Below are 23,925 nucleotides of genomic sequence, written 5' to 3'. Positions count from 1 at the left end.
ATAGAAAACATCATAACGCACTGATATAAAAGGATTAGTTCAATCCAAAAACAACCTTATTCTGCAGATAAAACATAGACTTAGACCAGCGTTCTAAGAATTAATAGCTTATCAGGCTCACTCTATAAATAGCCCATATAACCTATAGTGGCGAACTGATGCTCTGTTTACGGAGAAGAAAGTGAGATCTTCCCTTTATTCAGTACCAACTTTAGCAAGGTTTCAGAGCTAAGAGATCAAGTCATTTCGGTTTCCTCTGCTTTACCCCCTAATATTGCTGGTTTTTTTGTCGAAAGCTCAACCGTTTTACCCAAATAAATGGACTCTAGGGGACTTGCAGACTGCTTCTCACTCAATAGAAATTGAGAATTATCCTGCCACTCGATGCACGGTAGATCGAGACTACCAAATCAAGAGAAAGAGAATACAAACTGGCGGATAACGGAGGACTATATCTGTTGATTAAGCCTAACGGCGAAAAATATTGGCGTTTGAAGTATTGTGTATTGGAAATAGAAAAAAGCTATCCGGGAATATTAACATTCCAGGTAGTTATCGATGACACCTTGTACGCAAAGATATTTCCATTGCGTACAAGGATAAAAATCAAATAGCTAACAGGGTCTTAATTGCCAATACGATTAGCTGACGCAAGTATGCTGGACAACACGATGACAATCGCCGCGAGTATGAAGCAAAAAGTGACAATCGGCCAACTTGTGCCAACCGGGAAAATAGAGATGATGAGCGACCCAATAATCCCTAATATTATTCCACCTAAACAGAAATAAACCGCAGTAACCGTTCCTGCAATCTCATCGAATCCCTGTAAGGCACCATTAGGGGCAATGGAAACCGACATAGCAATACCTACTCCTATTATCCACATTGGCGTAATAAAGCCAGGCACCGAAGATGGAAACAATAATTCACTGATTATCAGCACCACTCCGCCTAAAATAAGACATCCCATCGCTATTCGCATGACTTTAAGACTTCCCAAGACAGGAATTAATTTCCCCATCATTCGAGCCGCGATCATCATTGCGATAGCGACAGTAGCAAAAACCATGCTGAATAAAAGCGGTGACAGGCCTTGTCTACCCATCATTATTTGTGGTGCGGTTGAGAAAAAAACAAAAAAGCTCCCCATCCCTGCGCTGTAACAAAAGGTATAAAGCCAGAAGTTCATTTTTTTCAGCGGGAGTAAAAGCTGTGACCAGCGTAAATCAGCGGTTCGCTGATGTCGGGTTTCAGGCCAAAATCGCCATGCAGATACATAAGCAATTGTCATCAAAATACCAAGGATGGCAAAAATTAGCCGCCATCCCATCCACATATCGATTAATGCCCCGATAATAGGTCCAACCGCCGGTACAATGGCGAGCATTGATCCCAGAATTCCATAGATAACATGACTTTCCTCACGGCCTGCGTAGATGTCGCGCACAGTTGCAAACATCGCTACCAAGCAAGCTGAGGCCCCACATGCCTGCGCGAAACGACAGACCAAAAATAGATTTGTTGAAGACGAGACAGCAAGCCCAAATGACGCAAGCAGGTAAACAAAACTGCCCCACAGCAATATTGGGCGACGGCCAAAACGGTCAGACAGCGGACCGAATAACAACTGCCCAGCACCGATCATGACAAGATAAATCGATAATGTTAACTGAATCACTTCCGGGGTCGTACCTATAGCATCCGGCATATAGGGTACAACGGGCAGATACATATCCATGCCCAGTGAAGCCAACAGATCAAAGGGGGATAGCAGTAATAACGTTGCGGTAAGCGAATAAGGCCAGATAGTGTGATTTGAGCGCACCAGATTATCTCCTGAATAAAGGATTTAGCGGCGCTCTAAGAGCAAAGGGAGCGTTGAGAACGCCGCAACAACGTAAATGGGAGTTGTTGCGGCTTAGTTATCTGCTTTTTTGGTCATGCTCTCAGTTTTCATTATTCAGGGGCAGCTTCGTATAGTAACGAATTGGGTGATTGTTGGCGATAATAGGCTGTAACAGGCGCGCATACATCATATTCGACAGAGAAAAACCAGCTCAGTGCAACAATCACTGAGCCGGCAACGTTTACGCTATTGAACTCACCAGCCGCTAAAGTAATGACTGATGACTGAAGGTTGGTCGAGAGGAGCGGTGGCGGCGATATAGCCATCTGGCCGCACTAATAGGTATTGATCGGAATAGGGGCTACTTCCCGTTTCAACGTGCAGGACATTGACGATATCAGGCAGTGATGCAGGGACAATCGCCGCACCAATGATGAGCAAACTGTAATTGCGATAATTTAAATGTGAGTAAATTCTGCCTGGCTGACTAGATTGAGAATCACGCCACATAAAATCATGCAACCTTTCGCCAACACGCCCGTCTGTTCCATAGCGAACGCCCATCCCCGTGATGTAACCCGCACGTTTTTCGACAATCTTGACGTAATCATCGGCATGGGTGCCTGTCTCTGAGGTTTTGGTTGAACGCACGAGCTCCGCTGACGTTTTTACCACTTCCAGCGCGACCGCTTTTCGCTCCGTTTCGTAACTCTGTAATAGCGTTTGGGGCGCATGATGATGGGTAATCATCGCCATTTTCCAGATGAGGTTAAATGCATCGGCCAACCCCGTATTTAACCCTTGCCCACCATTTACCGAGTGAATATGGCTCGCATCACCAGCGATAAATAATTTATTTTCAAGGATGTAGTGTTCTGCTACAGACTCTTTAACCGAGAATTGTGAATACCACTCAATAGACTTGAAGCACAGACGGTGTGGTTGCAGAGCATGGTTAATTTTATCTATCGCCTGCTGTTGCGTGAAGTCCTCACTCTCCATCTGGATATAGAAACGATCAATCTTACCTTCACGTGGTATCCAGGCGACATCCGCGGTTTCTGCTTGGAAAACAATAATTTCCGGTACTTTTGGGAAATCAGTTTCTATTTCGCCATCAATCACTGCCCAGGTAATTTGTGGCCGCGTGATCTCAAACGGGATAGCAAAGTGTTGGCGCACAAACGATCGTGAACCATCTGCACCAATCAAATACCGGGAACGCACGGTCTCACCGCTGGTGAGCGTGGTGAGACAGCCGTCGTCCTCCAGCACAATATCTTCCACAGAAGTATTACGGCGCACAGCGCTATTTAGCGCGGTGAGCTTATTATCGAGCGCTTGTTCTACATAAGCCTGACCAATCATTAAAAAATGCTTGTGGAAACAGCCTTCTAAAGCATCCCACCAGGTAGATTGGCGTGAAATAAATTGACCTTTTGACCAGACTGAGCTGGTATTGCAGGTTTTGCCCAAGGGATAAAGCTCGTCGAATAAACCGATAATTTCAAACAGCTGTAAGCTGCGGGCGTTTAGCGCATCAGCACGGCCTACCGTTAGTGGCCCTGATGATTTATCGATAATGACGGTACTTAAACCTGACAGCTGAGCAAGATAGGCACAGGCCAGGCCAACAGGCCCAGCGCCGATAATCATGAGATCAACATGCTGTGGTTTCATGACGGCTGCACCAAATGTGGGTTAGTCAGCGGCTGTTTAGCATGGATATGCACTCGGCGCAGATGACGGCCACTCTGGCTGGCATAAGATTCACGGCCATGTAATAACGAGTAATTATCTGCAATGACAATGTCGCCGCTTTGCCATTGGTGAGCATACTGAACACGTGGATCATATAAGGCATGCTGCAAGCTGCTGAGTAATTGCTCTTGCTCTTCAGGTTCAATACCGGAGAAGTGATAAGTGGACGGGTTCAAGAATTCTTTATCACCAGCAATCGGTGGCTCACAAAAACGAATGACGGGATGAGTGCGGTAAGGGTGTTGCTCGATAATAGGAGCCTGCGCGGTACTGCTGTATAGCTCGACGGCGCGCTGATACTGACCTGTGGCACGCTGCCACAGCGCTTTGGTTTCGGGTGACGCCAGACGTAACGCCGTAGTGGTACTCGAAAACGTGGTTCGCCCACCCTGCCCTTCGCCAACGGCTGAGACACATTGAAAGACTTGTAGTTCCGGCACGGTTTTAAGGTACATGCCGTCCCAGTGCAAGGGAACATAGTTATTAGCAAAGATATGGTCGGTCGCATCGGGTTGTTCAACCAGCTCCAACACGGCACCAAATGGCCATTGCATAATGTCACCAATGGCTGCGCAGTATGTTGTTAAATTTTCTGCACTCGTAAAGCTATCAAAGCCTCTCAGTACCACTAATTGTTCATTCTCTACTAATGTACGCAGCCAGGTAGGTGATAATTCACCAATATGCACGCCTGACTGTTTAGGCTCAATACGCACACCAAAATGACAGGTTTCACCTTGGGAATGGGTTAAAGGCTGATAATCAAAGCGATCTTCTAAAGTGAATGAGTCCATTTTACTTCTCCGTGTATTATCCATTGCTGAAAGATCTTTTCAGATAATATCGGCAACAAATATTCAACACCACGGATACAATTTTAATAATTAGGAGGGTTTGAATAGAGAATCACTGCCCTCCTCTTTTCACTACTATCTAATGATGTAATGGACCTTGATACTCCCCCCAATTAAAAAACCCCAGATAAACCTATCTGGGGTCTTTAAATAACGAGAAAAAATCGTCGCCGTTTCAGGCTTAGCCGCGGTTCTCTTCAATGTAGCGAGCCAAATCTGCTGGGGTTTTCAGAACGGTGGCGACTTCGGTTGGCGGGATCACGCAGCCGTAAACGTCCTGCACTTCCAGCACCAAGTCGACCGCCAGAATAGAGTCGAGAATATCAGACTCAATCAGCTCGTCGTTAAAGCCCACTTTACGGGATAAGATCTTTTCAAACAGCGCGAGTATTTCTTGTTCCATCATTTTTTCCTGAGTCATTAGATCGTTCGGGCATGGCTGTCCAGCAGTTTACGATCAATTTTGCCGTTAGGGTTAAGCGGCAACGCATCTTTTATAATAATTTGGGAAGGCACCATGTAAGGCGGAATCACCTTCGAGAGCGATGTTTTAATCGCTTCTGGCGCTAAGTTCGTCACACAGAACGCTGCGATGCGCAGAACACCACCGCCCGATTTCATCAACGGCAGAACTACCGCTTCGCTGATGTCGGATATCGCCAGCAGACGATTTTCAATCTCATTGATTTCAATACGATAGCCATTCAGTTTGATCTGGCTGTCATTGCGACCCTGACAGTATAGCAGTCCGTCCTCGTATCCCAGATCGCCAGTTCTGTAGCCTCGGAATGCTTCGCTCTCCCGATGCAGCAATTTTTCCGCATTCTCTTTCGCCAGCCCAAGGTAACCGCGCATCACATTTTTGCCCCAAATGATCAATTCGCCCTCAGACGTAATTTCCATTCTGGAGTCCGGCATCATCGTACCCACCGGCAGCAGATCATTTTCGCTGTGCAGGATTTCATCGGTAATTTCGATGACGGTGGTCGCGATGGTCGCTTCCGTTGGGCCATAGGAGTTGAGAATTTTGGCATGCGGGAAGCGACGGCGTAACTGTTTGACCAGCGCTTTGTTGAGCACTTCGCCAATGAACACGAAGACGTTAAGTTCAGGTAAATATTCACTGTTGAACTGAGGGGAAAGCAGCCTCTGGTAGGCGAAAGAGGGCGTTGACACCCAGACGGAAACGCCATTGTCTTTCAGGCGATCGAGCCAGTTTTCTGCCGCGATATCCTCTTTCGCATTCAGGACGATATGCCCTCCCGTTGCCAGATTCGCCAGCAGCGGAATCAAGGAGAGATCGAAGCTGAACACGGCATGGTTCATCAGCACCGGCACGTCTGGCAGCGAAAAGTCCTGACGCACCCACTTCATAAAGTGCCACAGGCTTTCACGCCCGATCTGCACCCCTTTCGGCTTTCCGGTACTGCCGGAGGTAAACATAATATAGGCAAGATCTTGCTCGACCAGCGCCTGCCCTTCCTCACCGGTCGCAATGAACTGTCGGGTCGCCACATCGTAATAATAAGGGGCGCTCGCCAGATGACAAATCTCGTTGAGCCGCTCCTGTGGATAGATGCAATCCACCGGGATATACGGAATATTGTGCAGCAGGCAGCTATAGATTGCCACGGCAAACTCGGCCTGCTGATGACCATATAACACGACCGGCGCGCCATCAGGCTGCTGGTAGTGCTGATAACGATGCGACCAGTCTGTCACGGCGACGGAGAGCTGTTGCCAGGTCATCACGTCATCGCTGCCACTAATCGCCAACTGCTGTGGGTTCGCGGGATCGAGTAATGCCGCCCGGAGGAAATCTTGTAGTTCCTGAAGCTCTGAGTGAAGGTTCATAGTGGGGACATTCCGCTAAAGATGTAGAGGGAGGCCGCGGCGCTTGCCAGCGTCAGAATTCGACCGATGAACACAATAACCGGATGGTGTAGACAATTGCTCAGTGCCGGACTGCGTTTGGCTGACCACTGCAGCATGTTGTGAGCAACCGAAATGGCGCCAAACAGCGCGCCGCTGATAACATAGTGTCGTTCAAGCCCGTTCCATGCCCCCATACAAAACAGGGTGCAGAAGATGCCAACATTCTGTGCCAACGTTTTGTTTTGTCGGAAAAAATCGAGCTTCATCAGATTCATATAAATCGGCATAAAGACCACATCCCTCAGCCATTCAGACAAGCTGATGTGGAACCGTCGCCAGAAATCCTGCGGGTTTTTCGCCAGAATAGGCATATTGAAGTTCTCTGGGATATTCAGACCAAATAAGCGCCCAGCCCCGATAGCCATATTGCTGTAGCCAGCAAAATCAAAGTAAAGGTAAGCGCTGTAAGCCAGCGACATCACGACACCCACACTTAACGTAAACGGGCGCTGGCTCCACGACTCAATCACCAGGTTATTGATCAGCATGGCGAATAAAAATTTTTGAATAATGCCGGTGAAAATCTGCTCCATCGCCACTAAAAACTGCTCACGGGTCATCGTGAATACAGGTTTATTAATGTCGCTAAGCCACGTCCGCCAGCGATACATCGGGCCAGCCAGAATAATAAAAGGCATAAAGAGGTAGCAGAAGTAGTGCAAGATATTCCGACCATCCTTTTTGCTGCGATAAAGCAGGACATCAATGGCGCGGAAGGTCATAAAGGACAGACCGATCATGCCCCAGTGGTTATTAAGGTGTAATTTCACCAAAAACAACGGGAGCAACGTCAGGCTGACCGCCTGCCAAGTTTTTAACCACCCTTTCTCTTTTAAGGTGACGAGAAGATAAAAGCTCAGGAACACCGCCACGGGAACAACGTAGTCACCCTGGAAAATATATCCCCAGCCGAACACCGCCAATACGGAGAAGGCAGATAAATACGTCAGCCGATAACGGAATACGCGATTAACCAGCGCAAACAGTAATGCTGATGAAAACAGAAGGAAAAAAAACATTCCGGAGCTGTACATCATTCATCCTTCAGAATTTTTGATATTCAAAATGCACTTTTAAACTCATGCTTTCATCAACAGAGGTCCACGCGACAATGGTGACTGCCAGAAAGAGATAAAGGAAAAAAAGGCGAATGGCAGTTTTCATCATTTAAAACTCTCCGCAATAAATTGATCCATGGCGACCCATGCCGGTTCAGTTGGATGCAGGCGATCCCAATTCCAACCGTTCTGATAAGGCTGCGCATACATATCAAAATAGCGCACCTGATTTTCTTCCAGCATCGACCTGATTTGTCTGTCGACTGGCTGAAATTTCTGGGAGTTATTAATCGCCCATGGATTAATCGGATCGACAATGACCACAAACTGGACGTTGCGCGCTTTCAGCAGCTTGACCGTCGCCCTTAAGGCCTCCATCTGCGCCGGAACAATCGGCGCGTTATCCCACTCTTCCGGCGTTTGATCGTCTGCAAACACAGCTTTATCCATCCACAATGTCTCTGCACTTTGCTGGCGAGACTGGTTCAGCACATGAGCCTGCGCCAACTCACGATTCCAGTCTGGAATCATGTTGGAGGCGGGTTGCTGAGGCCACGGTTGTGTGGGCTGAGGAACAATACGTAACATTGCCAGCCAGTCGTTTTTTATCAGCTCGCAGAAATTAGCAAATTGATAACTCACTTCCTGCCAGATAATTTGCGGGTGCCAGCCATAGACTTTCATTTGGCCGAACGTTAAATGGCTTATCTCTTCTTTATCGATATCTTGTAAGTAATTGACCAAAAAGGGGCGCGCCTGATCATCCTGCATCAGCGGATCAAAAATAGATGCCGGGAAATTGTTGGCAAAAATAGCTGGGGGAATACCGTCTGAATAAAAGCTATCCGGTGCCAGCAGCAAAACAACCTTACTGTTAGCATTAAGCTCGTTTTTAAAGCGTGAGAGCAGTAAAAAATGTGTGACACTATCGACATAACTATCGCCATACGCCACTACCGGACGATGTAACTGGTTATTAAAGTAATTATAGACTGCGTAATGTTCATCTTCAGAGGTAGAGACCTCAGAAGCACCGAGAAAGAAAATCGCATTCCCCTGTAACGCATGGGAAATGGTGGCTATCTTTTCCTTTTGTTCCTTTGTCGTCCCTTCCATTGTGTTAATCAGAGGCTGGAACGTTAGCGCCGGATCAATGCTCTTCACCAGCGGGGGAACGCTAAGAAACAGGATGGCGAGGGTAGCCATCAGGATATGTAGGCAGAGAGTATTTTTGATTTTCATTATAAAGTAAGACTACATGATATTTATTGTTTGAAATTTGTGAATTTTTATGTTCACAGTAAATCTATCCCCGTATTTTCGGATTATATACCAGGCTTATCTTGGATGATGAGCGTTGCTGTGTAACGGTATGTACAGTGTTTATGTCCGTCACAGAATAAGGCTGACGAGCCCCACGAGATCGAGACAGGAGAAGGGTTCTAAGGCATCCGCACTTGCTTACACGACCAAAATATGAGGTAGCAAGGTTCGGAGGCAGCAACGCCGTGAAGCTGCGTTTACTCGTGACTGTAGGGATGGGGCTCAAGCGCTTTAGACGTTATGTGAATAGGGATCACTTTTGAAAACAACCGCTATTTACTTCAGTTCGCTACCCGCTCTAGATCGCCATAAAATGAATATGGATGGCCATTTTCCAGCCATTCAGCATCGTCAATAACACAAACATCATCTTCTACATAAATATCTGATGCCATTATTTTTATTGCGAAACCATTAGTTTTGTATTCCGAGCGGAAATTATCATAGGTAATCTCGCCTCTGCCGAAATAGTCTTTGAGTTCTTCCCGCCATAATAACTCTATCTCTGCATTAAACGGGCCGCTCCCCATTTTCCCTTTCAAGCTGGCGATAATCTTTTTGTTCTCAACAAAACCCCACCGCACGGCATCCAACGTCCAGACATCGTCGCTGACGCAAAACTCACCAGAAAAAATCGCTAAAAGCGCGTCATTATTATCAGAACACATTTCATTTCCTTGAATATTCAAAATTTGTCGGTGGAACCGATTATCTCAAACGCTTTTTAATCGCCTGACTTACAGCCCAAGAACTCAATCCTAACGCGGGTAGCGCAGCACTTCCACAAACAGTGAGAAGGCAGTGGTATGCTGTTTGCTGCTGGGATAATACAGGTAGTAACCAGGGAACGGCGGACACCATTCCGTTAGTACCCGCATCAGGCGCCCGCTGGCAATGTCATCTCGTACCGAATCTTCCGGTACATAGGCCAGACCGAGCCCGATAAGTGCCGCTAATCGAATGGCTTAGTGCCGACTGGGAAAGCCCGAGCTTCGCCGCCGCTTTGGTAAACTACGTTCTCTTGCCACCACAAGGAATGAAATGAGGCCATTAAAGTTTCCTTTTAACATCTACGTGTCCGAAGAGTGGTGTCATGAATGATGTCCATGTGAAACGGTCAATCGCTCATTAAGCCACGCTGAAAATCAGCGGCGGGTAGAAGCAGCAAAGCCACTCAGCGTAAAACTGAATGGCTTTTCCCTTTGCTCCGCGATGCGGCTAGCGCATGTGGAGATTGACGCCAGAGACCTCTTTTCTGAGTTCAATAATCTCTTCAGCCAGCTCACGGCACAGCATCGCATTCATCAGATGATCCTGCGCGTGCACCACGATAAGTTCGATATTGGCTTTTTCCTTACTCTGGTTGCCAATAAATCCAGTCTGGATCAACTGCGCTCGGTTCAGCGCCACCGCCGCCATTTTTAATAATTCATCGACGTGATCCCACTCCCCTCGGCGAGCAGATCTCAGTGCTTCCATTGCGCAGGAACGTGTTTCGCCAGATTTAACGATAAGCTCAATCATCCGCGTTTCTACATCCATTTTTGCATCCCCCGAATATCAGTTGCTGTGTCACCCTTTTGTCGGTCAATTAACCCCAAATTGCAGACAAGCGCACGTGACACCGAAGCAAGTACGGTGCATTTGTTGTATCGCTACTCACAGCCTGCAAAGTAAATATAGATGATGAATAAATATTTGTTTCTTTAAATCATGACGTTATATCTCATTTCCGATGAAATAAATTTCACAGATATGTCAGCCTGTTTTTTACCGGTTCGCGGTGAGTGAACAGCGCTCTCAGTTCCAATCTAGAAATAATTAATATTGATGCAATACCTGACAGCGCACGCAGCTTCTGACAAAATAGCGGCCATCTCCCCCTATTTCAAATTGATGGGTCTCTTCTCAGATGGCAGCAAAGATTATTGATGGTAAAACGATTGCGCAGCAGGTTAAAGACGAAGTTGCCGCACGAGTCACACAGCGTTTAGCTGAAGGAAAACGCGCACCGGGTCTGGCTGTTGTGCTGGTCGGCGAGAATCCAGCGTCACAGATTTATGTCGCCAGCAAGCGCAAGGTGTGTGAAGAAGTCGGTTTTATTTCCCGTTCTTATGATTTGCCCGCCACCGCAACAGAATCAGAACTGTTAGCTCTTATCGACCAGCTCAACGCCGACCAGACAATTGACGGTATTCTGGTTCAGCTTCCGCTGCCGGAAGGCATCGATAATACCAAGGTGATTGAGCGCATCGCGCCAAGTAAAGATGTGGATGGCTTCCATCCTTACAACGTGGGTCGGCTGTGCCAGCGTGCGCCAATGCTGCGCGCCTGTACGCCACGCGGCATCATCACGCTGTTGGAGCGTTATAATATCGACACCTTCGGGCTGAATGCCGTTGTGGTCGGCGCGTCCAATATCGTTGGCCGTCCGATGAGTCTGGAACTGCTGCTGGCTGGCTGTACGACTACCGTCACGCACCGTTTCACCAAAAATCTACGCCACCATGTTGAAAACGCCGACCTGCTGGTTGTCGCGGTGGGTAAACCGGGCTTCATCCCCGGCGAATGGATTAAACCGGGCGCGATTGTGCTGGACGTGGGTATCAACCGTTTGGAAAGCGGCAAAGTGGTCGGCGATGTGGAATTTGAAACGGCGCAGGAAAGCGCGTCTTATATCAGCCCCGTACCGGGCGGCGTCGGCCCAATGACCGTTGCCACACTGATTCAAAACACGCTACAGGCGTGCGAAGAGTATCATGACCACGCCGAATAATTGGCGAGTCAAACACGGATAAGCAGGAATTTATGGCAACCTTTAATCTTGAAAAACATCCGCACGTTGAACTGTGCGATCTCTTGAAACTGCTTGGCTGGAGTGAAAGTGGCGCAGCAGCCAAACTGTCTATCGCCGCAGGCGACGTGACCGTTGACGGCCAGACGGAAACCCGAAAACGCTGCAAAATCGTTGCAGGGCAAACCGTTCGGTTCAATGGCGAGACGGTAAACGTTACCGAGTAACCCTCACAGCGTCGATGATGGCGAAAAAAAGCCCGCGATTCATGTCGCGGGCTTTTTATTTACTGAAAGCGTGTTGCAGGAAGAAAACTCTACTTACGGCGCCAAATCGTTCCCTGCGGGCCATCTTCCAACACGATCCCCATGTCATTCAAGCGATCGCGAGCCTGATCCGCTAACGCCCAGTCTTTCGCCGCACGCGCATCTTTACGCTGTTGGATTAACGCTTCGATTTCCTTCACTTCCTCGTCATCCACCTGCGCGCCATTTTGCAGGAACTGCTCAGGATCCTGTTCCAGCAGGCCAAGCACGCCAGACAGTTTACGCAGTGCCGATGCCAGTTGGTTCGCCGCTTGTACATCTTCCGTTTTCAGGCGGTTAACTTCACGCGCCATATCAAACAGTACCGAATAGGCTTCCGGCGTGTTGAAATCGTCGTCCATCGCCTCACGGAAACGGGCTTCAAACTCGTCACCGCCGTGCGCCGCAGCGCTAGCATCCGTTCCACGCAGCGCCGTATACAGACGATCAAGCGCCGCACGCGCCTGTTTCAGGTTGTCTTCGCTGTAGTTCAACTGGCTACGGTAGTGGCCTGACATCAGGAAGTAACGCACAGTTTCTGGGTCGTAATACGCCAGCACGTCGCGTACGGTGAAGAAATTGTTGAGCGACTTTGACATCTTCTCGCGGTCAACCATCACCATGCCGGAGTGCATCCAGTAATTCACATACGAGCCGTCGTGTGCACAACTGGACTGCGCGATCTCGTTTTCGTGGTGCGGGAACATCAAATCGGAACCGCCGCCGTGAATATCAAAATGCGAGCCCAACTGTTTGCAGTTCATGGCAGAACATTCGATGTGCCAGCCAGGGCGTCCTTCTCCCCACGGAGAGGACCAGTGAGGCTCACCCGGCTTGGACATCTTCCACAGCACGAAATCCATCGGGTTACGCTTCACTTCGGTAATTTCAACGCGCGCGCCAGCCTGCAACTGATCCAGATCCTGACGAGACAGCACACCGTAGCCCGGCGCGGTATCAACGGAGAACATCACATCGCCATTACTCGCGACATAGGCGTGGCGACGGGCAATCAGCGTTTCCACCATTTCGATGATGTCAGCAATATGGTGCGTCGCACACGGCTCAGCATCCGGACGCAGAATATTCAACGCATCAAAATCGGCGTGCATCTCTGCGATCATGCGGGTCGTCAGTTGGTCACTGGTTTCCCCATTCTCGATCGCACGTTTAATAATTTTGTCGTCAATATCGGTGACATTACGCACATATTTCAGTGAATATCCCAGATACCGCAAATACCGCGCCACCACATCAAACGCCACGAAAGTACGCCCGTGACCGATATGACACAGGTCATAAACGGTGATGCCACACACATACATTCCCACCTGACCGGCGTGGATAGGTTTAAATTCCTCTTTTTGGCGACTCAGCGTATTAAAAATCTTTAGCATCAGGGCGTTCCAGTGTTTTTATAAAAAATGGTTTTCACAAAAAAATGGTTTCAAAGAAATGGTTTTCACAGCCGCAGTTAGCGTCAGTAACATCAATGCATTCAGGGTTGACACCCAACGGCGTATTGAAACCTGAACCCTACTGTATTGCAAGGTTAATAAGAAGAGGGAATCAGCGAGAAAGGATAAAAATGAAATGGCCCGGAAAATCCGGGCCATTTCACATCATTGACGGTGACTGACAAAAGCAATCCGCCGACAAAAAACCATTAACGCCAGCGCGGATTGGACATCACAGAGTATTTTCCGCTACCGAGCAGGGCAATCGCGATACCCGCAAAGAAGAACACCGCCGTGCCTTCAACACCCCAAGCACCGGTTTTGGCCAACGTAGCGAAACCACCAGAGTTGACCAGTAAGGTTGCGACGACCATGGTAAAGGAGAAGACCAGTGCAGAAGGACGTGTAAGAATCCCGAGAATCATCAGAATCGGGGTGATGACTTCTCCGACATAGACACCGTAACCCACAAAAGCAGGGAGTCCTGCCGAGGTCAGCATGCCTTCAATGGCACCGATTCCACCGTGTACCTTATGCCAGCCGTGAAACAGCATCAAAATGCTGAAAGATACGCGCAAAAACAGTTTGCCAAAATCCGGTTTGTCTAATAAACGATTAACACTATCCAGAATACCCAGCATAGTTCACCTATCTCTTTAGAGTTATTTATGAAGAATAAGAATTACTCTCAGATTAATCTGAGCCATAAAAAAAGAACACGTTGATTCCGCAAAACATTGATCTGGGGCAACAAAAATCTCATTCAAATTAATTAACTATTATTTGAATTTTTGATCAATTTATTTGTTTTTAAAAGTCCCTATTGCCTGATTAACACCTTATTGCGCACTATTCTTAAGCGCACATATTATTTCAGGCCTACCAAAATCAGAGTAGTAAACCTTTTGATACGATTTTCTCATCCATCCAACGACCAACAGCGGTGCAGTAAGCGCGAAGTACTGACTCAATCGACCAGTTATGCTATAACAGCGCTCTTGTTGTTCACCGCCTTTTGTGAACAGCACTCTTAATCACTAAGGCTATCTAGGGTTCATTATTATGATTACGCTTCATACCAACCACGGCGATATCGTTATTAATACGTTTGCAGACAAAGCGCCGGTTACCGTAGAAAACTTCCTGAACTACTGTCGCAGCGGTTTTTATGACAACACGATTTTTCACCGCGTGATTAATGGTTTTATGATTCAGGGCGGCGGCTTCGCTCCCGGCATGGATCAGAAAGAAACCAATGCGACAATCAAAAATGAAGCCAACAACGGCCTGAAAAATACCCGTGGCACATTGGCGATGGCACGTACCAACGATCCGCACTCTGCAACTGCCCAGTTCTTTATCAACCTCGTTGATAACGACTTCCTGAACTTCCGTTCAGAGCGTGCCGATGGCTGGGGCTACTGCGTATTCGCTGAAGTCACCGAAGGCATGGACGTCGTTGATAAAATCAAAGGCGTGGCTACCGGCCGCAGCGGCATGCATCAGGACGTACCGAAAGAAGACGTGGTGATTACCCACGTAACGGTCAGCGAATAATCCGACCTGCATGGCAACGCTGTTCATTGCCGATCTGCATTTAAGTGTTCATGAACCGGCGATTACCGCCGGTTTTCTGCGTTTTTTACGCCATGATGCGATTCATGCCGATGCGCTGTACATTCTTGGCGATCTGTTCGATGCCTGGATTGGTGACGACGATCCCCAGCCATTGCATACGACTGTCGCCGAGGAACTGTATGCCTTACATCAGCGCGGCATTCCCTGCTATTTCGTGCACGGCAACCGTGATTTTCTGATCGGTAAGCGTTTCGCCAAACAAAGCGGAATGACGCTGCTGCCGACGGAAACGGTGCTCGGCCTCTACGGCCAGAAGATCCTCATTCTGCATGGCGATACCCTGTGCACTGACGATCAGCATTATCAGCAATTCCGCCGCCGGGTACACAACCCATTCATTCAGCGACTCTTCCTGCTATTGCCTTTGTCATTACGCGTGAAAATTGCGGCGAAGATGCGGGCGACCAGCCAGCAGGAAAACCAGAAAAAATCGCAGCAGATTATGGATGTCAATCACGACGCCGTACTTGAACGCCTACGGCATTATCAAGTGGAAACGATGATCCACGGCCACACGCACCGTCCGGCAATTCATCAGGTCGATCTCGGCGAATCTTCTGGTCGTCGTGCCGTTCTGGGTGCCTGGCACGAAGAAGGATCGATGATTAAGGTCACACCACAAAATATCGAACTGATTTCCTTCCCATTTTAATGCGTTTCCTGACATTGACTTAACGGTCTCTCGCCTTATTCCCCCAGCATTTCCGCATACGCAACCGTTTTCCTCGCCATAATGGCGTGATATGCTCTACGCCCTCAACGCCAGACCCTCCCTGTCTGGCCGACGCGAACGCGTCACGAACACGTACAATTATAGGTACAACTACAGGAGCGTTACAGGCATGTCATCCAACGTTGCCCCGGCTAAAATTGCCATCGTCATGGGTTCAAAGAGTGACTGGGCCACCATGCAGTTTGCTGCGGAAATCCTCACCACGCTGAACATTCCTTTTCATACCGAAGTCGTTTCTGCACACCGGACACCGGATAAGCTGTTCAGCTTTGCTGAGCAAGCGGCACAGAACGGTTTTGATGTGATTATCGCGGGCGCAGGCGGCGCAGCACATCTGCCGGGTATGCTGGCAGCGAAAACGCTGGTTCCCGTGCTTGGCGTGCCGGTACAAAGCTCAACGCTGAGCGGTGTAGATAGCCTGTATTCCATCGTCCAAATGCCTCGCGGTATTCCGGTCGGCACGTTGGCCATTGGCAAAGCCGGCGCAGCGAATGCGGCTCTGCTGGCCGCACAAATTCTTGCCCTGCATGACAATGGTATCGCCACCCGGCTGGCAGACTGGCGTCAGGCGCAAACCGATGATGTGCTCTCTCATCCCGATCCGCGGGAGGAGGCATGAAACCGGTTTGCGTATTAGGCAATGGTCAGTTGGGCAGAATGCTCCGTCAGGCTGGTGAACCGCTAGGTATTGCGGTTTACCCAGTGGGTCTGGATGCAGAACCGGAGTCGGTTCCGTTTCATAACAGTGTCATTACCGCCGAGATCGAACGCTGGCCGGAAACCGCCCTCACGCGCGAGTTAGCCGAGCACACGGCGTTTGCAAACCGCGATATTTTCCCGCGTCTGGCCGATCGCCTGACGCAAAAGCAGCTGCTGGATTCGTTGAATCTGGCAACCGCCCCGTGGCAACTTCTGGCTAGCGCCGATGAATGGCCACACGTCTTCGCCTCATTGGGTGAATTAGCGATCGTTAAACGTCGCGTCGGCGGTTACGACGGTCGTGGACAGTGGCGCTTGCGCGATGGCGAACAGCAAACGCTGCCCGCTGACTGCTACGGCGAATGCATCGTTGAGCAAGGCATTAACTTTTCTGGCGAAGTCTCGCTGGTGGGTGCCCGCAATACGCACGGCAAATGTGTGTTCTACCCGCTCACTCATAACCTGCATCAGGATGGCATTCTGCGTACCAGCGTGGCTTTCCCTCAACCCGATCCGCAGTTGCAGCAGCAGGCTGAACAGATGCTGTCCGCAATAATGAATGCGCTGGGTTATGTGGGCGTGATGGCGATGGAATGCTTTATCGTCGGCGATCACCTGCTCATTAACGAGCTGGCTCCACGCGTGCACAATAGCGGACACTGGACACAAAATGGTGCGTCCATCAGCCAGTTTGAGCTACATCTGCGCGCCATTCTGGATCTGCCGCTGCCAGTACCAGTGGTCGAAACGCCGTCGGTGATGGTCAACCTGATCGGCACTGATGTGAATATCGACTGGCTGGCGCTGCCGCTGGTACACCTGCACTGGTATGAGAAAGACGTTCGTCCTGGCCGTAAAGTTGGACACCTCAATCTACCGTCGTCGGACACCGTACAATTGCAACGCACGTTGCAATCGCTGGCACCTCTCTTACCAGAGGAATACCACAGTGGTCTGGCATGGGCAGAAGAAAAACTCACCGCCTGACAGATCGGTGACCGTTATCCGGCAGGTTGCACTCTGCCGGGTAGCTCTCATCTGATGTGATGCAACAGCAGGAACCGCACCATTGATACGCCCTCAAAAGAGAAAAAACATCATTACGCGTGACATCAACAAAATTGCGTTTATTATTTCATCTGCGCTTTATTTTATTTATTGTTCATTTTTCATCACTCGGCAATTAAATAAAGTATCAATAACGAGCCGTTAAAAATATTTAAAATAAAGTATCAAGATTGATATTTTAATTTGCGCGGAAATTTATTAAAATATTTCCCGTCAATTCATTTCTGTGATCGCCTCAATATTATTCGCTGACCACCACGATATAGAATGCCGCCACAAAACAGTATTGACCTACTGACATAATTATCAACATGTCTCGTTCGTTTTTTAAACTCCGTAACGGCAACTTGCCGATACTGTAATTTTTATAATCCACATCATGTGGCAATACTCTTGTAACAGAGTATTAATATATTCACCGAGGAGAGATCAGTATATGAGCACCATTCAAGATAGCAGCCAGGTGTTAGAACAGGCTTCAGGATGGCGTAAAAGCGACACGGTCTGGATGCTGGGCCTCTATGGCACGGCCATCGGCGCTGGCGTGTTATTTTTACCTATCAATGCCGGTATTGGTGGGTTAATTCCGTTAATTATCATGGCACTGATTGCCTTCCCGATGACATATTATTCTCACCGTGCTTTATGCCGCTTTGTATTATCCGGCAAGAAAGGTGGCGAAGATATTACCGAAGTCGTTGAAGAACATTTCGGCGTTGGTGCAGGTAAATTAATCACTTTGCTTTATTTTTTCGCTATTTATCCGATCCTATTAGTTTATAGCGTCGCCATCACCAATACGGTAGATAGCTTTATTACCCACCAATTGCATTTGCCTTCTCCGCCACGTGCCCTGCTGTCATTAATATTGATCCTCGGATTAATGTTTATTGTCCGCTTCGGTGAAGCGATGATCGTTAAGGCAATGAGCATTCTGGTTTACCCGTTTGTTGCCGTACTGATGTTGCTGGCGCTGTATTTAATTCCAAACTGGAACACCTCTGTTTTTGAAAACATTTCTTTGAGTTCCAGCGTCACGGGCAACGGTCTGTTGGCGACATTATGGCTGGCTATTCCGGTGATGGTTTTCTCCTTCAACCACTCGCCAATCATCTCCTCTTTCGCCGTTGCAAAACGTAAAGAATATGGTGATGACGCCGAGCAAAAATGCTCACGCATTCTGTCTTACAGCCACATCATGATGGTGCTGACCGTGATGTTCTTCGTCTTCAGCTGTGTACTGAGCTTGTCTCCGACTGAGCTGATGGAAGCGAAAACACAGAACATTTCTATTCTGTCCTATCTGGCAAACCACTTTAACAACCCAGTAATCGGCTATTTAGCGCCGGTTATTGCCACCATCGCGATCTCTAAATCGTTCCTAGGTCACTATCTGGGTGCAGGAGAAGGTTTTAACGGCATGATCGTGAAATCCCTGCGTAGCAGAGGAAAAACCATTTCCAACACCAAATTGAACCGCATCACTGCGCTGTTCATGCTGGTCACCACTTGGATTGTTGCGACGCTGAACCCAAGCATTCTGGGCATGATCGAAACGTTGGGCGGCCCAATTATCGCGTGCCTGCTGTTCCTGATGCCGATGTACGCCATCCAGAAAGTCCCAGCAATGAAGAAATACAGCGGCCAGATCAGCAACGTCTTTGTCACCCTGATGGGACTGATCGCGATTTCCGCTATCGTTTACAGCCTGAGCGATCTGCTGTAAGCCTCCCACCCTAATTTAACGCCGGCACGTTATTTAACGACCGGCGTTTTTTTTCAAGGAAATCGCTATGGTCAGCGTATTTGATATCTTCAAAATCGGCATCGGCCCGTCCAGTTCTCATACTGTCGGCCCAATGAAAGCGGGTAAAATGTTCACCGACGATCTGGTGAACCGCGCACTTATCTCATCGGTGACACGTATTGTCGTTGATATTTATGGCTCGCTTTCCCTGACGGGGAAAGGCCACCATACCGATATCGCTATCATTATGGGGCTCGCGGGTAACCTGCCAGATAGCGTAAATATCGATAGCATTCCAGCATTTATTCAACAGGTGAAAGACACTCAGCGCCTGCCGATGCTTAACGGTCAGTATGAGGTCAGCTTCCCGCTGGAATCCTCCCTGCGTTTCCAGCCGGAAAACCTGCCGCTGCATGAAAACGGCATGACTATTCGCGCCTATAACCAGCAAGAGTTGGTCTATAGCAAAACGTATTACTCCATCGGAGGCGGATTCGTCGTCGATCAGGAAAATTTCGGCAAACCCAATCTGGCCGAGGAAAGTGCGCCCTACCCGTTCTTTTCTGCCCAGAAACTGCTGCAACACTGTCACGATCACTGCCTGTCTTTATCCGCTATCGTCCTGAAAAACGAGATTGCGATGCATGGTCGGGAAGCGCTTGAGCACTATTTTGCCGACGTATGGAAAACCATGCAGGACTGCATGCATCGCGGCATGAATACGGAAGGCGTGTTGCCCGGCCCATTGCGCGTTCCGCGCCGGGCATCAGCGCTGCATCGCCTGCTGTTCATCAACGATCGTTTTTCTAACGATCCGATGGATGCGATGGACTGGGTGAACATGTTCGCGATGGCCGTGTCGGAAGAAAATGCGGCTGGCGGACGCGTCGTCACCGCACCAACGAACGGTGCATGTGGCATTATTCCTGCCGTGCTAGCCTATTACGATCGCTACGTTCAATCCGTCACCCCAGAATCTTACCTACGCTACTTCCTGGCATCCGGCGCTATCGGCATGCTCTACAAAATGAACGCCTCTATTTCCGGTGCAGAAGTGGGCTGTCAGGGAGAAGTCGGCGTGGCCTGTTCGATGGCCGCAGCCGGTCTGGCTGAACTACTTGGCGCGAGCCCTGAACAGGTATGCATCGCGGCGGAAATTGGTATGGAGCATAATCTGGGGCTGACATGCGACCCAGTTGCGGGTCAGGTTCAGGTGCCGTGCATTGAACGCAACGCTATCGCCTCCGTGAAGGCAATCAACGCCGCCAGAATGGCAATGCGCCGTACCAGCGAACCACGCGTATCGCTGGATAAAGTCATTGAAACCATGTATGAAACCGGCAAAGACATGAACGCCAAGTACCGTGAAACGTCTCGCGGCGGTTTGGCGATTAAAGTTGTTCTATGTGAATGATAAAACTGGCCTTGTTGCGTTAAATACCAAGCAACTTAACGCGACAATCAGGGAATCATGCGTAGGGGTTCATACATAACCTTTCAGACCGTTGACAAACCTGTTTATCGAACGAGAACGGGAGTAACGGAATAGAAGAGTAAAGCGTTTGCGCCATGGACAAAAACGTCAGGAACGTTTTTGAACGTCGCTTGCGATGGCCCTGAAAGGGTGAATCTCAGGGATGAGATTCATATTCGCGCAATCCGAGCGTACAGGGATGTATTTACAGCGTCTTTACGATCTATCCGTTACTACCGCCATACGGACTTTGTCAGCAACCTCATTAGCCCTTTATTTTTTATCGCTTTCAGGCAGCGACCAGACAATGTTGTTTTCAGCTGCCGCGATATACCAATCTACCGTGCTGTTAGCGGGTTTCTTAATATTTTCATGCTTGGTGAGCGCTTTGGCAGGAAAGGTCGCGGCTTTCTTTCTGATACGCAGTGGCGTCTGTTTTTTCTCACCGCTGATCTGCGCATGGAAGGATTCCACCTCTGCATCGAAGAGCACGCCTTCAATCTGATGTAGACGATTTAATCCGCGCAGAATGGAGAGCAGACTGCTTAGCGTAATGGATTCGCCCATTTCCGCACGCTTGATCGTTGCGATTCCAAGCCCTGCCCGTTCAGCAAGATCGACCTGCGATAAACGTTGTTGAATTCTGGCGTCTTTTATTCTCCGGCACAGCTCGGTAATAATTTCGCCTTCGTTCATGGTATTGAATTTCATCTTACCCACCACTTGCCAGAGTTAAAAAACTTGCGCGCATTTTATCATCAATTTTTCAAATGGCACGGACAATTGATGAACGGTATCCATAATTTTTTTATGGTTTGATGATACCATAGACATCCCATCAGGTTTGTCGTAAATACGGGTTATATTTAATCGAAACAATTAAACAATATAATAATTAAAACCACTAATCAGAAATCAAAAAGAGATGCTATTTAAATAAAATAAACAAAAAACAAAAAGTTAAAAAACAACTCATTGTTTCCTGAATAAAAAGAAGACAAATACATTAACTAAGGTAAACTTCCCTCTATATTCACACGATTGCACTGCATAACAACGCTCTACTATTAAATTTCACTCTCACAGGAAAGGAACATCCATAATGAGCATTACAAGCCTTAATGGTATCGCTAACTACTCAGCCCCCTCGGTGAACCGTAAAGAACCTGCGGAAAACGTATTTTCACTCGCTGGCAACACGTCAAAATCAAGCCTCAATTCTGTTGCTGCCAACACCCCCTCAACGATCCAGTCAAGCAAACGTTATGATTTTTCCAATATGACACCACAGGAAGCGATTGACGCGACAAAAGATCTCACCGCCTCCGGCGATATGTCATTTGAAGAAAGTCTGGAAATCGGTATGGCGGCGCTGCTCATTTTGCATCCTCCAATTGACGATGTCGCCCCCGCCGATCCCAACCAGAAAATCAATTTTATCCAAATGCTAAAAAATGGGATAAGCGGTTCGCTATCACGCGGCGAGCACTTACATGCAGAACAGCAGAAATCAGTATTAGATAAGCTAGCACAACTTAGTTACACGCCGATTAGCGTGAAGGCATAATGAAAAGCAGGTCCTTTTTTAAGAGAACCTGCTGAGAATGCGGTGTTATCGAATATTCAGTGAAGTGCTAAGCGTTCTAAAAGGTGCATTAATCGAAGTAGATTGATAGCGGAAAGGACCTGACTGCATGCCATCGCCATTGAAATAAGCCATCCATCCCACATAAGTCGAACCTGCAGGGCATGACTCGGTATAATAACCACCGACGACACAGACGCCATTAACCTGATATGGACTCTTTTGCGTACCATTCACCCAGCCAAAGCGGTTATTACCATAGCCCACTTCCAGCACTGCAATTCGCAGTTGCGCTCCGCCATGATCCTGAGTTGTCGCAAGTTTATTCGAGCCAATATATTCCCAGGCTCCACCATTCTGTGTTGATGCCACAGCATAGACATAGACAGAACTCAATGCCGGCGCTGGCGCACGAAGAGGCTTATAGTCCTGAGAAGAGGATTCATTTGCAGATACTGGATGCTCCAGAAGGGGAGAGTCAAATGCTGTAATGACTTCCGCCACTGGCTCTTCCTGAGCCTGAGAATAAGCCGGAAACATCATACTAACCGACATACTAAATGCAACGCCAATATATATTTTCTTTCTCATCCTGAGTAATTCCATTTAAATACAGCCAATCGCTGCATATAAACTATGAATCAAAATTTCATTTTTTTCAGCAATTAAATCAAAAAATAATAAAAACATTTAAATGAAAAAATAATAATTACTCAGTTATTTGTTTTTATTAAAATTTTAAAAGCATTCGCAATATCATTACCATTCATAATAAAATTATACGCATAGCAATGATATTGCATTCTATTATTTAAGTACGGTTCTAACCAAAACGCCCAGTAATATAATCCTCTGTGCGACGTTGTGTCGGAGAGGTAAATAGATCGTCCGTACGATTGTATTCGATCAGTTTGCCCTGATTGATAAACGCGGTGTAATCCGACACGCGAGCTGCCTGCTGCATGTTGTGCGTCACCAGCACCAGCGTGAAATGCTGCTTTAGCGTTCCCATCAGCTCCTCGACAACCAGCGTCGAAATGGGATCGAGCGCGGAGGTCGGCTCATCCAGCAACAACACTTCCGGTTCAATGGCGATCGCCCGGGCGATCACCAAGCGCTGCTGCTGCCCGCTGGATAGCGTCAGCGCGTTGTCGCTCAGACGATCCTTTACCTCATGCCAAAGCGCCGCCGCACGTAGCGCACGCTCAACGGCATCATCCAGAAAACGGCGATCGCGTAGCCCCTGCAACCTCAGGCCATAAATCACATTTTCATAGATCGACTTGGGAAACGGATTCGGGCGTTGAAAAACCATACCAACCCGACGGCGCAACGTGGCAACATCAAGCTGTGGGTCGTTAATGGGCATACCGTTCAGCCTGATATCACCTTCAGTGCGGCAGTCATCCACCAGATCGTTCATGCGGTTAAAGCAGCGTAACAGCGTGGATTTACCACAGCCCGACGGCCCAATCAGCGCCGTCACCTGATTCTTCGGAATACGAATCGAAATATCGTTCAGTGCCTGCTTGTCGCCATAGTAAAGATTCAGATGTTCCACGGTCAACGTCGCCTGCTCATCGCTCAGTTGATGAACATCAGGCAGCGGTGCCATCTCCTTTTGTGTCATAAATCCCATAACTTC

23 protein-coding genes and 3 pseudogenes are annotated in these 23,925 nt (G+C 48.3%); 10 read left to right on the top strand and 16 right to left on the bottom strand.

The annotated features are described in order from the left end of the window. Positions 1-395: 395 nt before the first annotated feature. Positions 396-521 (top strand): annotated as a pseudogene (locus IG609_RS06095) (Arm DNA-binding domain-containing protein); the annotation flags it as partial. 104 nt (positions 522-625) lie between these two features. Here the strand turns inward: IG609_RS06095 and cml are convergent. The 11 genes and pseudogenes from cml to IG609_RS06045 all read right to left on the bottom strand — a co-directional run bounded on the left by cml (position 626) and on the right by IG609_RS06045 (position 10,322). Then, positions 626-1,828, bottom strand: a complete 1,203-nt coding sequence (gene cml, locus IG609_RS06090) for a CmlA/FloR family chloramphenicol efflux MFS transporter (RefSeq protein WP_193399331.1) — start codon at positions 1,826-1,828, stop codon at positions 626-628. 276 nt (positions 1,829-2,104) lie between these two features. After that, positions 2,105-3,529 carry an FAD-binding protein gene (locus IG609_RS06085; protein ID WP_193399332.1) on the bottom strand — a complete coding sequence of 475 codons (1,425 nt, stop codon included), beginning with the start codon at positions 3,527-3,529 and terminating at the stop codon, positions 2,105-2,107. After that, positions 3,526-4,404 carry a TauD/TfdA family dioxygenase gene (locus IG609_RS06080; protein WP_039316352.1) on the bottom strand — a complete coding sequence of 293 codons (879 nt, stop codon included), beginning with the start codon at positions 4,402-4,404 and terminating at the stop codon, positions 3,526-3,528. Before IG609_RS06080 ends, IG609_RS06085 begins: the two co-directional genes overlap by 4 nt. Before the next feature lie 241 nt (positions 4,405-4,645). Further along, positions 4,646-4,867 (bottom strand): acyl carrier protein, encoded by a 222-nt coding sequence (locus IG609_RS06075; protein ID WP_010300175.1) that lies wholly within the window; start codon positions 4,865-4,867, stop codon positions 4,646-4,648. Positions 4,868-4,884: 17 nt separating this feature from the next. Continuing rightward, positions 4,885-6,318: an AMP-binding protein gene (locus IG609_RS06070; RefSeq protein WP_180785144.1), complete on the bottom strand. Its 1,434-nt coding sequence runs from the start codon at positions 6,316-6,318 to the stop codon at positions 4,885-4,887. Beyond that, the gene (locus IG609_RS06065; RefSeq protein ID WP_193399343.1) at positions 6,315-7,433 is read right to left on the bottom strand and encodes a membrane-bound O-acyltransferase family protein; all 1,119 of its coding nucleotides are present in this window, start codon (positions 7,431-7,433) and stop codon (positions 6,315-6,317) included. Before IG609_RS06065 ends, IG609_RS06070 begins: the two co-directional genes overlap by 4 nt. A gap of 129 nt (positions 7,434-7,562) precedes the next feature. Further along, the gene (locus tag IG609_RS06060; RefSeq protein WP_193399333.1) at positions 7,563-8,699 is read right to left on the bottom strand and encodes a D-alanyl-lipoteichoic acid biosynthesis protein DltD; all 1,137 of its coding nucleotides are present in this window, start codon (positions 8,697-8,699) and stop codon (positions 7,563-7,565) included. A gap of 362 nt (positions 8,700-9,061) precedes the next feature. Then, positions 9,062-9,448 (bottom strand): hypothetical protein, encoded by a 387-nt coding sequence (locus IG609_RS06055; protein ID WP_193399334.1) that lies wholly within the window; start codon positions 9,446-9,448, stop codon positions 9,062-9,064. A 90-nt stretch (positions 9,449-9,538) separates the two neighbouring features. Then, positions 9,539-9,733: pseudogene (locus IG609_RS06050) on the bottom strand (LysR substrate-binding domain-containing protein); the annotation flags it as partial. Then, positions 9,729-9,850: pseudogene (locus IG609_RS20590) on the bottom strand (LysR family transcriptional regulator); the annotation flags it as partial. The pseudogenes IG609_RS20590 and IG609_RS06050, both read right to left, overlap by 5 nt. A gap of 148 nt (positions 9,851-9,998) precedes the next feature. Continuing rightward, positions 9,999-10,322 carry a PTS sugar transporter subunit IIA gene (locus IG609_RS06045; RefSeq protein ID WP_010280285.1) on the bottom strand — a complete coding sequence of 108 codons (324 nt, stop codon included), beginning with the start codon at positions 10,320-10,322 and terminating at the stop codon, positions 9,999-10,001. 370 nt (positions 10,323-10,692) lie between these two features. Between IG609_RS06045 and folD the strand changes: the two genes are divergently transcribed. Together folD and ybcJ are read left to right on the top strand one after the other, a co-directional pair. Further along, entirely contained in the window at positions 10,693-11,556 is an 864-nt protein-coding gene (folD, locus tag IG609_RS06040; RefSeq protein ID WP_193399335.1) for a bifunctional methylenetetrahydrofolate dehydrogenase/methenyltetrahydrofolate cyclohydrolase FolD, read from the top strand. Between the two features lie 32 nt (positions 11,557-11,588). Continuing rightward, the gene (ybcJ, locus tag IG609_RS06035; RefSeq protein ID WP_193399336.1) at positions 11,589-11,801 is read left to right on the top strand and encodes a ribosome-associated protein YbcJ; all 213 of its coding nucleotides are present in this window, start codon (positions 11,589-11,591) and stop codon (positions 11,799-11,801) included. Positions 11,802-11,890: 89 nt separating this feature from the next. Here the strand turns inward: ybcJ and cysS are convergent, their stop codons facing one another. Both cysS and IG609_RS06025 read right to left on the bottom strand, forming a co-directional pair. Continuing rightward, positions 11,891-13,276: a cysteine--tRNA ligase gene (gene cysS / locus IG609_RS06030; RefSeq protein WP_193399337.1), complete on the bottom strand. Its 1,386-nt coding sequence runs from the start codon at positions 13,274-13,276 to the stop codon at positions 11,891-11,893. Positions 13,277-13,545: 269 nt separating this feature from the next. After that, complete coding sequence (locus IG609_RS06025) at positions 13,546-13,977, bottom strand: DoxX family protein (RefSeq protein ID WP_180785128.1); 432 nt, start codon at positions 13,975-13,977, stop codon at positions 13,546-13,548. Between the two features lie 421 nt (positions 13,978-14,398). Here IG609_RS06025 and ppiB point away from each other — a divergent pair, with 421 nt between their 5' ends. The 6 genes from ppiB to IG609_RS05995 all read left to right on the top strand — a co-directional run bounded on the left by ppiB (position 14,399) and on the right by IG609_RS05995 (position 20,635). Next, positions 14,399-14,893, top strand: a complete 495-nt coding sequence (gene ppiB / locus IG609_RS06020) for a peptidylprolyl isomerase B (protein ID WP_010280320.1) — start codon at positions 14,399-14,401, stop codon at positions 14,891-14,893. A 10-nt stretch (positions 14,894-14,903) separates the two neighbouring features. Continuing rightward, complete coding sequence (lpxH, locus tag IG609_RS06015; RefSeq protein WP_193399338.1) at positions 14,904-15,626, top strand: UDP-2,3-diacylglucosamine diphosphatase; 723 nt, start codon at positions 14,904-14,906, stop codon at positions 15,624-15,626. Between the two features lie 190 nt (positions 15,627-15,816). Continuing rightward, positions 15,817-16,326 carry a 5-(carboxyamino)imidazole ribonucleotide mutase gene (gene purE / locus IG609_RS06010; RefSeq protein WP_014916138.1) on the top strand — a complete coding sequence of 170 codons (510 nt, stop codon included), beginning with the start codon at positions 15,817-15,819 and terminating at the stop codon, positions 16,324-16,326. Beyond that, positions 16,323-17,393, top strand: a complete 1,071-nt coding sequence (purK, locus tag IG609_RS06005; RefSeq protein WP_193399339.1) for a 5-(carboxyamino)imidazole ribonucleotide synthase — start codon at positions 16,323-16,325, stop codon at positions 17,391-17,393. Before purE ends, purK begins: the two co-directional genes overlap by 4 nt. Before the next feature lie 517 nt (positions 17,394-17,910). Beyond that, the gene (locus IG609_RS06000) at positions 17,911-19,200 is read left to right on the top strand and encodes an HAAAP family serine/threonine permease (RefSeq protein ID WP_193399340.1); all 1,290 of its coding nucleotides are present in this window, start codon (positions 17,911-17,913) and stop codon (positions 19,198-19,200) included. Positions 19,201-19,267: 67 nt separating this feature from the next. Next, positions 19,268-20,635: an L-serine ammonia-lyase gene (locus IG609_RS05995; RefSeq protein ID WP_193399341.1), complete on the top strand. Its 1,368-nt coding sequence runs from the start codon at positions 19,268-19,270 to the stop codon at positions 20,633-20,635. A 333-nt stretch (positions 20,636-20,968) separates the two neighbouring features. Here the strand turns inward: IG609_RS05995 and IG609_RS05990 are convergent, their stop codons facing one another. After that, complete coding sequence (locus IG609_RS05990; protein ID WP_193398696.1) at positions 20,969-21,406, bottom strand: helix-turn-helix domain-containing protein; 438 nt, start codon at positions 21,404-21,406, stop codon at positions 20,969-20,971. A gap of 391 nt (positions 21,407-21,797) precedes the next feature. Between IG609_RS05990 and IG609_RS05985 the strand changes: the two genes are divergently transcribed. Further along, complete coding sequence (locus tag IG609_RS05985; protein WP_193398697.1) at positions 21,798-22,262, top strand: hypothetical protein; 465 nt, start codon at positions 21,798-21,800, stop codon at positions 22,260-22,262. Positions 22,263-22,307: 45 nt separating this feature from the next. Here IG609_RS05985 and IG609_RS05980 read toward each other — a convergent pair whose 3' ends face one another. Both IG609_RS05980 and pstB read right to left on the bottom strand, forming a co-directional pair. Further along, entirely contained in the window at positions 22,308-22,871 is a 564-nt protein-coding gene (locus IG609_RS05980) for a YolA family protein (protein WP_193398698.1), read from the bottom strand. A gap of 232 nt (positions 22,872-23,103) precedes the next feature. Next, positions 23,104-23,919, bottom strand: a complete 816-nt coding sequence (gene pstB, locus IG609_RS05975) for a phosphate ABC transporter ATP-binding protein PstB (RefSeq protein WP_193398699.1) — start codon at positions 23,917-23,919, stop codon at positions 23,104-23,106. Between the last annotated feature and the right edge of the window lie 6 nt (positions 23,920-23,925).

Origin of the sequence: Pectobacterium quasiaquaticum (assembly GCF_014946775.2) — a bacterium.
Lineage (GTDB): Bacteria > Pseudomonadota > Gammaproteobacteria > Enterobacterales > Enterobacteriaceae > Pectobacterium > Pectobacterium aquaticum.
This window is presented reverse-complemented; position numbering and strand designations above follow the sequence as displayed.